Annotated in this window: 12 protein-coding genes and 1 pseudogene; 8 read left to right on the top strand and 5 right to left on the bottom strand. The window is 67.0% G+C overall.

Annotated features, from left to right (window positions below; all coding sequences use genetic code 11):
* A partial coding sequence (locus tag EP26_RS27950) for a GAF domain-containing protein (RefSeq protein WP_157033878.1) occupies positions 1-818 on the bottom strand: 818 nt, incomplete at its 3' end.
* A 743-nt stretch (positions 819-1561) separates the two neighbouring features.
* Between EP26_RS27950 and EP26_RS35680 the strand changes: the two genes are divergently transcribed.
* Positions 1562-1717 carry a hypothetical protein gene (locus EP26_RS35680; RefSeq protein ID WP_157033877.1) on the top strand — a complete coding sequence of 52 codons (156 nt, stop codon included), beginning with the start codon at positions 1562-1564 and terminating at the stop codon, positions 1715-1717.
* A gap of 340 nt (positions 1718-2057) precedes the next feature.
* Positions 2058-2684 (top strand): TerC family protein, encoded by a 627-nt coding sequence (locus EP26_RS27945; RefSeq protein ID WP_043344054.1) that lies wholly within the window; start codon positions 2058-2060, stop codon positions 2682-2684.
* Positions 2685-2871: 187 nt separating this feature from the next.
* On the opposite strand, the gene EP26_RS27940 is transcribed toward EP26_RS27945, so the two are convergent.
* Positions 2872-3213: a hypothetical protein gene (locus EP26_RS27940; protein ID WP_043344051.1), complete on the bottom strand. Its 342-nt coding sequence runs from the start codon at positions 3211-3213 to the stop codon at positions 2872-2874.
* A 52-nt stretch (positions 3214-3265) separates the two neighbouring features.
* On the opposite strand from EP26_RS27940, the gene EP26_RS38790 reads away from it, so the two are divergent.
* Complete coding sequence (locus EP26_RS38790) at positions 3266-3670, top strand: GFA family protein (RefSeq protein WP_084113084.1); 405 nt, start codon at positions 3266-3268, stop codon at positions 3668-3670.
* Between the two features lie 21 nt (positions 3671-3691).
* On the opposite strand, the gene EP26_RS32625 is transcribed toward EP26_RS38790, so the two are convergent.
* Both EP26_RS32625 and EP26_RS27930 read right to left on the bottom strand, forming a co-directional pair.
* Positions 3692-4156: an MBL fold metallo-hydrolase gene (locus tag EP26_RS32625; protein ID WP_052389787.1), complete on the bottom strand. Its 465-nt coding sequence runs from the start codon at positions 4154-4156 to the stop codon at positions 3692-3694.
* A gap of 6 nt (positions 4157-4162) precedes the next feature.
* The gene (locus tag EP26_RS27930) at positions 4163-5026 is read right to left on the bottom strand and encodes an isocitrate lyase/PEP mutase family protein (protein WP_043344048.1); all 864 of its coding nucleotides are present in this window, start codon (positions 5024-5026) and stop codon (positions 4163-4165) included.
* A 151-nt stretch (positions 5027-5177) separates the two neighbouring features.
* On the opposite strand from EP26_RS27930, the gene EP26_RS35675 reads away from it, so the two are divergent.
* The 3 genes from EP26_RS35675 (at position 5178) to EP26_RS27920 (ending at position 7990) form a co-directional block, all read left to right on the top strand.
* The gene (locus EP26_RS35675) at positions 5178-5342 is read left to right on the top strand and encodes a hypothetical protein (RefSeq protein ID WP_157033876.1); all 165 of its coding nucleotides are present in this window, start codon (positions 5178-5180) and stop codon (positions 5340-5342) included.
* A 442-nt stretch (positions 5343-5784) separates the two neighbouring features.
* Positions 5785-7089, top strand: a complete 1305-nt coding sequence (locus EP26_RS32620) for a class I SAM-dependent methyltransferase (protein ID WP_052389786.1) — start codon at positions 5785-5787, stop codon at positions 7087-7089.
* Positions 7090-7183: 94 nt separating this feature from the next.
* Positions 7184-7990, top strand: a complete 807-nt coding sequence (locus EP26_RS27920) for an alpha/beta fold hydrolase (RefSeq protein ID WP_043344045.1) — start codon at positions 7184-7186, stop codon at positions 7988-7990.
* A 104-nt stretch (positions 7991-8094) separates the two neighbouring features.
* On the opposite strand, the pseudogene EP26_RS33970 reads toward EP26_RS27920, so the two are convergent.
* Positions 8095-8334: pseudogene (locus tag EP26_RS33970) on the bottom strand (transposase); the annotation flags it as partial.
* A gap of 83 nt (positions 8335-8417) precedes the next feature.
* Here EP26_RS33970 and EP26_RS27915 point away from each other — a divergent pair.
* A complete protein-coding gene (locus tag EP26_RS27915; protein ID WP_043344042.1) occupies positions 8418-8945 on the top strand; it encodes a VOC family protein in 528 nt (175 codons plus the stop codon).
* Positions 8946-9129: 184 nt separating this feature from the next.
* On the top strand, positions 9130-9356 hold a 227-nt coding region (locus EP26_RS27910; RefSeq protein WP_043344038.1), incomplete at its 3' end, for a helix-turn-helix domain-containing protein.

The raw sequence follows: 9356 nt of genomic DNA, 5'->3' as shown, positions 1-9356 counted from the left end.
GGCGCCACCTCGACCGCCTCAGGCCGGAGCTCGCCACGCGGAGCAAAAGCCGTGAGGCGCTGGGCCACCGCGCCGCCGCGCCGGGCTACGTCGTTGACCAGAGCAAGGATGGACTGCGCCGTTGCCGGGTCATGCCCGAGGCGCGCGCCGGCCAGGCGCACCCCGCTCTGGACCGCCTGCATGACACCGGCGAGGTCGTGCCCCACACCGTCGGCGAGCCGGCGCAACGCCTCAAGCCGGCGCACTCGCGCCTTCGTCGCCTCGTGCTCCGCCGCCTCCCGGCGGCCGCGCTCAACCATCTCCACCACCAGCCGGCGCAGCGTCATCTCGCTCATGGTCACCGCGGCGAGATCGCGCAAGGCCGCGGCATCGCCGGATGTCCAAGCCCGTGGCTCGGTATGGATGGCGCATAGGGCTCCAAGGGTGTGGCCATCTGGCGTAATCAGCGGCATGCCGAGGTAGGCGACGACGCCAAGCTCGGAGATGGCGAGGTTGCCGGATAGCAGCGGATGGTGGCCCGCGTCCTGGACCAGGAGCGGCTCCCCAGCGGCCACAACATGCTGGCAGAAGGAGTGCAGCAGCGAGGTCTCGCGCCGGAGCAGCCAGGGCTGCGGCAGGCCGACAGCGCTCTTGAAGAACTGGCGGTCGGCCTCGACCAGCGACACCAGGGCCGCCGGCACGCCGAGCAGCCGGCAGACCATCCGGGTCAGGCGGTCGAAGGTCTCCTCGGGCGAGGTGTCCAGCAGGCCGGTCCGCCGCAATGCCAAGAGGCGGTCCTCGTCCCGCAGCACCTTGCTCAGCAGCGTTTCGTCTGACATCGGATGGCCTCCTTGCTCGGCGGGCACGTACCCGTGCTCGTCTGTCCTGCGGGTGGCTATGGGACAGGTTCCACCCTCGAAGCGACGCTGTCCATCCAACTCGGCGGTGGCACGCGGGCCAAAACGGGTAGGTGTCGCACCGACGGAACTGCGGCAGTCCCCGCAGTAGGTGTCGGAGGGGCGGCGAGCTACCCCTCCGCTGCTGTCTCGACCGGTTGAGGCTGATCGGGCGGGGACGAGAATAAAGGGTCGCTCCTTCAATCAGCTTACACCACGAGGATATCCCGCAACTCCTTCCATTCGCTCTCAGCTGCCGCTGACCAAACAGCAGCGTCGGCTCCCTTGCGATAAAGCCCGCCTGCCGCAAGTGAGGCTGCCATACTTGATCCCGCGCAAAGGAATGGCCGCGCCACAGGAGCGGCCTTGAGGGAGACAAAGTATCGCTTGGACAGCGTTCCAACGCCGCTCCGGCCGGGCTGATTTGCGAGCGTTCCGCAACAGAAGCAGTGCTCGCTTGCCACTCAGACAGCGGTACTCTCATCAGAGGCGATAAGATGAAGGGCCGCTCTGCCTACCCAGGTATGATGATCTGATTTTACGAACGGGATGCATCCGGCATTCAGTTGAGGAGGGCGAGCGCTTGAACACAAGCTCCAGCGGCTTGGCGCGGCCATTTCCCTTGGATAAGGCAGAGGTAACCTCTAGATTACAAAAGGGGATCAAGACGTCGGTGGAGGTTTGCCATGCCAGTCCTCGACTCCCATGAAATTGCGGCCTGGGCCTTGATCGTCGGCGGCATTACCTATGCAGCCTTGGCCTCCCACGGACTTGCCACCGCGACCATAGCGGCGGCGCTGGCGGCGATCGCGGTCCAATCGGCCTTGATCGGCTTCACCTAGGACCCGGGCAGCACGCTCTGCGCGGGCCCGGCGATGCCGGATGCATAGCGGCGGCGCCAATGGCCCGGTCACCGCCGCCAGGCTTGAACGATGTCGGCAGGCCCGGATGACGCAAGGCGGGCGCAGTGCTGAGGCCCGCCAAGCGGCCCCTGAACAAGGCCAGGCACACCGGGTGATGGCGTGTGCTGGAGGGGCTGATGCGGCGGTGATGATCGGAATTAGCGGCCGAATGCACGGTGGCCTGAGCACTGGTTTGATCTCGCCAGCACTGCTCCTCGTCGGAACCGGTGGACCGCCCCTTGCGTCTTTCAGCAGCCGCTTCCGATGTTAGGACTCTGCCGTGGATCTTTCTTTCTTGCCACCAGACCTCGTTGCTTTGGTAGGTGTCCTTCTCGTGGATATTGCCCTTGCTGGGGACAACGCCGTTGTTGTGGGCATGGCTGCTGCCGGCCTAGCGCCGGAGCAGCGTCGCCTGGCGCTCCTTTGGGGTATCGGCGCGGCAACCGCGATGCGGATCCTCTTCTCGCTAATCACAACGCAGTTGCTGGCGATCATCGGACTCACCCTCGCAGGCGGCATCCTGCTGCTTTGGGTCTGTTGGAGGATGTTCCGCGAGTTGCGGTCGGCCCACGTGGCCGCAGGGATGAGTACGCCAGGCACGGACGCTGAAGGCACGAACGGCACGCCGCGCAAAACCCTGCGCCAAGCCATTGTGCAGATCCTGGTTGCAGACGTCTCGATGAGCCTCGACAACGTGCTGGCCGTCGCTGGACTGGCGAGGGACCACCTATGGGTACTGGTGGTCGGGCTTGGGGCGTCGGTGGTTATGATGGGGGTCGCTGCCACATTTATTGCCCGGCTGCTGGGCAGATATCCTTGGATCTCCTGGATTGGCCTCCTGGTGATCCTCTACGTGGCGTTGGAGATGATCTGGACCGGTTGGCACGAGGTGGCTCAGACCTTGTAGTCACCACTCGTGCCCAATCCGCCGCACGAGTGTCAGGCGGCAGACACCGACGCCCTTCATGCAGTCGATTACGGCGCCGCCGTAGCGGTAGAACGGGCCGCCAAGGGCACCCTCGTCGGCGGTCGCCTCAAGCCAGTGCTGCGCCAGACCGGTAGGCGTTGGGTCCCGGAGGCCAAGCTCATCGGCGTCACGGATCCTGGATTGGCACCTGCACCCCTAGCCGGGCCGCCACGACCTTGAGCAGCGCCACATCCCCCTCCCGCCATTGATGCCGGGTCAGCAGCTTGGTTGCCTCGGCCGGCGGCATCCCGAGAGCGGCGCCGATCGCGGCAGGTGTGGTGATGCTCCGATCATCCAACTCACGCCCGATCGCCATCCGCAACTTGATGGTCATCAATCGGTCGGCGGTCCGGCGCCGGCGCTGCTCGGGCGAGATCTTCGGCTTCGCGGATGGCGTCTGGTCGTTGGGCAGCATGCTCATGGCCCGTATATGGCCTCGGCGCAGGCTGCCATCACCGCGGTAGCCCATACAGGAGCAGTGCTAACCTCCCAAGAAATGGTTCCAGATCGGAGGACACGCCATGCATGCCCGCACTGCCACCTGTTGCTGCGGTCAACTCCGGGCCGTCTGCGAAGGGGAGCCGGAGAGGGTTCGGCTTTGCAACTGCACGGAATGCCAAAGGCGCACCGGCAGCGTCTACGGGGTGAACGCCTACTTCCTCCGGACCCATGTGAGGATTGAAGGCGGTTCCAAGTCGTTCCGCCGCTCATCGGCCGCCGGGCGCTGGGTGGAGACCCACTTCTGTCCCGAGTGCGGGTCCACAGTGTGCTGGCAGCTGGAACAGATGCTGGACGTCATCGGCGTAGCGGCCGGAGCCTTCGCTGACCCCAACTTTCCGGCTCCAAAGGCCGCTAACTGGACCGAAAACAAGTATCACTGGGTCCCACTTCCTGGTGGCATTTCTGCCCACTCGAAGCAGACCTGAGCGGTGAGGCCAAGAGCGCACCTACGTACGCGCCTCCGCGCGTACTGGTCCCGAAAACTCGCGCGTGTTCATCCAAGAGCGGCGCCGCCTGAAGAGCGCCTCGTCGCCTTTTACCAATCCCGCCGCATGGTCGCCATGCAGATGGGTCAGCAACAAGTCAGAGATGTCCTCCGGGTCGTAGCCGACGGCCTTCAGCGCAGGCAGCAGATGGCCCAAGCTGTCGCCGCGGCGGTTGCTGTCACCGGCATCCACCAGCACCAACCGACCCGGTAGTTCGAGGAGGAAGGCATTGACCGAGACGGACATGTCATTGAGGTCTTGACCATCGGCGATAGCCAGGTCATCCCCGATGCCGCGCACCACGTCGGGGAAGCGCGGGAGGTCCAGGTAGCCGTCGCAGAGCGCCGTCACCGTGGCTGGCCCATCAACCGTGATCTGGCGGGCTCGGCCGCCGGGGGCGCGGATGCGGCGCCTCGTCTCGCCCATCCCCGTCTAGCCTTCTGTCATGAATGGCTTGGCCTGGATGTCGTAGTCGCCATAGCCGAGGGTGGCACGGAACTCGGCCGCCGGCAGCGCGCTCGCGGTCTCCGAGTCACCGGCGGCAATGCTCGCAAGGCCGGCTTTCATCCCGGCCATCGCCGGCGACAGCAGGCCGGTGGGGAAGGTGCCGATTTTGAAGCCGAGGTCTGCAGCCTCGGTCTGGCGCGGCGTCGCCCGTCCGCCAGCGGGCGAAAGCACGGCGAAAGAGGGCCGCCCCTTCGCAGCCGCGACGGCACGGGCGATCTCGGCATCCTCGGCCGGGCTGTCTAGAAACAGGATGTCAGCGCCCTCCTCGACATACATCTCGATCCGGGCCACCGCCTCCTCAATGCCCGCGGTCGGGCGGCAGTCGGTGCGCGCCAGCACCAGGATGCCGCTATCCTTGGCGGCCTGCACCGCGGCGCGGACTTTCATCCGGGCTTCCTCGCGCGGAATGCAGGGCTTGCCGGCGGCGGTGAGCGCGCGTGGAGTGATCTTGTCTTCGATCAGGATCGCCGCGGCGCCAGCTTGTCCGTAGGCACGCACGGTGCGCTGCACATTCATCGGGTTGCCGTAGCCGTGGTCGCCGTCTGCCAGCACCAGCAGCTCGGGCGCCGCGCGACGCACCATCGTGAAGCTGTCGAACATCTCGCCGAAGGAGATCAGGTCGAGGTCCGGCCCGCCCAGCCGGCTGGCGGCGACGCAGCTGCCGGAAAGGAAGGCGGTTTGAAATCCTGCCGCGGCAGTGAGCTTCGCGCTGATGCCGTCCCACACCGCCGGCATGGCGATGAAGCCGGGCTGCGCCAGAAGGGCGCGCAGGCGGTCAGGGGGTGTCATAGTTGGGTTTCCTCCAAGTTCATGGGTCAGGTTAGGCCAGCCCGCGGGCAGCCGAAAGCGGGAGGCTATGAGCCTCCTTCCACCGCGGCGCCCATAGACCTCTGACCTGCCCCAATCGGGGACCTACTAGCTGTGGAAGACTTGGCAGATCTTGATTCGCTTCGTGCCGTCGGACGTGACGGCCGAGCGCCGCGAGGCGGCCATCAAGGCCGAAGGTCAACCGGTCAGCCGTACGGGCGCCGCTTTCATCGTACCGGTTTGGGTACTGGCAGCGGCTGCGTTCCTCTTGTGGCTGTGGCCGCAGGTTACGCAGTAGCTCGGCCGTTGGCCTTGGTCGAGTCCGGCGGTCGGGGTGTTGAAGCCGTATGTCCGCTTCTACCCAGCCAAACCCCGACACCTACGAGTCCGCTGTCGGCCAACTTCAGCCGTTTCCACGGGCGACGGCAGGATTGTCAGAGCTCAGCTTCCAAGAGCTGAGGAAATTGCCTGAGCCCGATCACCTGCGATAACCACCCCTTGCAGCAATTGAGCCTTTGTCAGAAGCGATGTGCTTCCGTCCGGCGCGGCTACGAGCTTGTTTGGCTCAAAGGCGCACTGCCTGCTTGCTACAGATCTGCTCGGTGTTGCAGGCTAGCGGATACTTCCTGTCAACAGCCGGCATCAGCGGCTTTGTGCCATCCTAGACATTCGGAGCTTGCTTCCATGCAGGCGGGAGCGCGATTGTTATCGTAGCGGTCCCAAGCTCCAGGGGGGACAGAATGATCGGGGAAACAACCCTTACCCACCGCCTCGCCTCCCTTTGGGATCATCTCGGTCTCAAGACCGCGCACGTAGGGGCGCAGATTCCAGCCGATGTCAGCGGCTTCGCAGGCCGGCACCCAGAAAGGATCGCCAGTCTACTGCTATGCGAGGCGCCGGGTATTGACCCTGTTCCTTTCGCTTCCCTGGCCTCGCGGGTGACGCTGGTCGCGGGTGACGCCGGCCTCTCGGGGCAAGTCGCCGAGGCTGCTGCGCTGCAGCTTCCGGGATGTCGTCGGGTCACACTAGCGGGCTACGGCGAGCAGATTTGGGCTGATAGCGTATCCCACCGGGCAGGGGAGATCGTCGCGGCGCTGCGCGACCTGCCCGGCGAGGCCTCGGTGCCAACTACCGCCTCCGACCGCGGCAGCCACGCCGGCATCACCTACGGTGTCTATGGCGCCGGCCCTGCTCTCGTGCTGCTGCCGCTCCTGCTCGCCCCGTCGCAGTGGGACGCTGTCCTTCCGGACCTGGCGCAGCGCTATTCGGTTGTTGTGTTGGGTGGGCGTCACCTGAGCGGGGTCGCGCTGCTCGAAGACCGAGCCATGAGCCCGAGCTACGCCGGCATGGTGAGGACGATGCTTGAGGTTATAGCCCCCGTTCCGGGCGAGACGATCTTGGAAGTCGGTTGCGGTTCTGGAGCGCTGCTCCGCATGGCATCGCGGTATCTCGGCAGTGCTATCTCCCTCACGGGCGTGGATCTCAACCCATTCCTGCTGCGAGAGGCAGCAGTTTTGGCTGAGGAGGACGGTTTGGCGGACCGGATCGCCTTCCGGGAGGGCAACGCGGAGCGCCTGCCATTCACGGATGCCAGCTTCGACCACGCCTACAGCGTCACGGTGCTGGAAGAGTGCGACGCCGAGCTCGCGCTGCGGGAACTCCGACGCGTGGTGCGGCCGGGCGGGCGCGCCGGCGTGGTCGTGCGGGCTGCCGAGCTGCCCCATCCTTGGAATGTGGAGCTGCCCGAGGTGCTCCGTTATAAAATCGAGAACAAGCCCCCCATGGTGAGCCCACGGGGCGTGGCCGACCGCAGCGTTTACGCCCACATGGCCGCCGCCGGCTTCGAGCGGCTGACCTGCTTCCCTATGCTGGCCTCCTTCGACCGGGTCGAAGGCCCATTCTTCCGGTTCGGAGAGGGGCGCGTGCTTGCGCAACTGAACGCCGAGGAGAAACCGGTGTGGCAGGCTGCGCGGCAGGCAGCGTTGGACGCGGGCGTGCTGTTCATGACCTCGCCACACCATTGCGTGGTTGGTCGTAGGCCTTGAGGCACGATGCGTTGGCGGATTGCCTATTTCACCGCCAACGCCCTGTAGGGCCGTTGCACGCTTGTAGGGCGGATCCCTGAAGGAGAACGACGCCATGGACGTCTTCGACTTTGCCGGCGTGTCGGTTCACTGCGAAGTTTGGGGCGCCGGGGGTGCGCTGCTGATGGCGCACAGCGGCGTCGGCTCCGGCGCTCAGTGGCAACGCGTCGCAACCCTGTTAGAAGGCCGGCGGTGCATCGCGCCTGACCTCCTTGGCCACGGGCGGACCGGCGCGCCGGCTGAGGCGACGGTCAACCATGACCTCCAGGCCGACCTGCTCGCCGCCTTGATCGAGCAGGGTCCCGCCGGTCCCGACCCGGTGGACGTGGTCGGGCACTCCTACGGCGGCGCGGGCGCGGTCCGGCTCGCCTTGAGGTGGCCGGGGCTGGTGCGCTCCCTCGTGCTGATCGAGCCGCTGCTGATGTCGCTGCTCGGCGAGACGGGCGACCCGCTCTTTGCGGAATATGAGGCGGTGGCGCGGGACTTCTTGCGGCACGCGGAAGCCGGGGACGGCGCCGCCGCCTGGGCGCGCTTCATGGACTACCGGAACGGGCCGGGTGCGTGGGCAGCACTCAGCGAAAAGGCCAAGAGCCGCCTCGTCGCGCAAACGGCTCTTGGCGCGGAGACGCTGCGGGCCAACCTGGCGAACCCGACGACCCTGGCCGACTGCCGCCGGATCGCCGTGCCGACCACGGTGGTCCTGGGCGCGGAGACGACCCCGGCGGATCGTCGGACGGTGGAGGTGCTGGCCGCGACGGTGCCGGGGAGCCGGTGCGCGGCCATCCCGGGCGCCGGGCACATGTCGCCCCTCACCCACCCGGAGGAGGTGGCACGCATCATTTTGGACCACCTCGGTAAGTGACACCGCTGCCGTGGGTGAGGCCTCGCGCCCCGAGCGTTCGCGGTCGGCGACAGCGAGCGCGTGCGCCATCTTCTCGAAGGCGCCGGCCCGGGCCAGGCGCAGGACCAGCGAAGGGCGATCTGCCACGGCGGAAAGTCGCGCGGCAGGGGCCTCCAAGCGCAACCCGTCCGCAGGACGTAGAGTGCGGCGTCGAGTAGTAGTCGCATCGGCCAGCGCCGCCGTCTGCCGTGCGGCGCCGGGGACGGCAGGAACGGTTCCGCGATCGCCCACTCCGCGTCGCTCAGGCAGGTTGCGTAGGGCGTCGAGGCGCGAGCAAGCTGCGCACGGGCGGCAGAGGTCCACATGGGCGCCCTGGGCGGGTGTCGGGCGCCAGCGGAACGCGGAGCCCTGCGCCGCCCGCGTCCAGCGGTGATGGAAGGAGGACGGCATGAGCCGGCTTTTCGGGCCTCTGCGCCAGATGGGCTTCGTGGTTCGCGACGTGGAAAAGGCCATGCGGCACTGGGTCGAGGTCTGCGGCGTCGGTCCCTGGTTCCACGCCCGGGACGCCGTCCTGCCGGATTTCACCTACCGGGGCGCGCGGCACGACGGCCTGCGCCTGTCCGTGGCGTTCGCCAACTCTGGGGACGTGCAGATCGAGCTGATCCAGCAGCTCTGCGGCACGCCGAGCATGTTCCGCGACTTCCTGGCCGAAGGGGGCGGCCGCGAGGGCCTGCAGCATTGGGCCGCTTGGCCGGAGGATTACGACAGCCTCTACCGGCGGGCCGTGGCCGGGGGTTGCACGGTTGGCCAGGAGGGCACGCTGGGCGGCGGCCGCTTCGCCTACCTCGCCACGGAGGGCCATCCGGGCACTGTGGTCGAAATCGTCGAACGGACGCCGGCGCGGCGGTCGCGGGCCGAGAGCATCCGCGCTGCCGCGCTGGACTGGGACGGCTCGGACCCAGTGCGCCCGTTCTGATACTTCACGCCACGGGTGCCTGGATACGTCCTCGGGAAAGCTCGAAAACCGCATCGTCCTGTTCGGACCCATTTCCGAAGCGGGCTCTTATACCAACCGCCATGGTCACTGACTCGCATGTGATCCGCGGTTTGCGGCGGGCGTGATTCGCTGTCTCCCGGGGGTTCGATTCGGGAGGCTTGCGATGGCGGTGGTGATCACGCGGCAGGACTTGTCGGCGGATGCCCTGAGGCAGGCTGCAGCTCGCAGTCGGGACGCGAACGCAGCGCGACGCATGCTGGCTCTTGCCTTGGTACTGGAAGGGCAGTCGCGCACGGACGCGGCCGCAACCTGCGGCATGGACCGGCAGACCCTGCGCGATTGGGTGCACCGTTACAACGCCGAGGGGTTGGCAGGCCTGGTGAACCGGCG

It is taken from the genome of Belnapia moabensis DSM 16746 (genome assembly GCF_000745835.1).
Taxonomy (GTDB): domain Bacteria; phylum Pseudomonadota; class Alphaproteobacteria; order Acetobacterales; family Acetobacteraceae; genus Belnapia; species Belnapia moabensis.
Note: the sequence above shows the minus strand (reverse complement) of the source record. Positions and strands in the feature narration are given on the sequence as shown.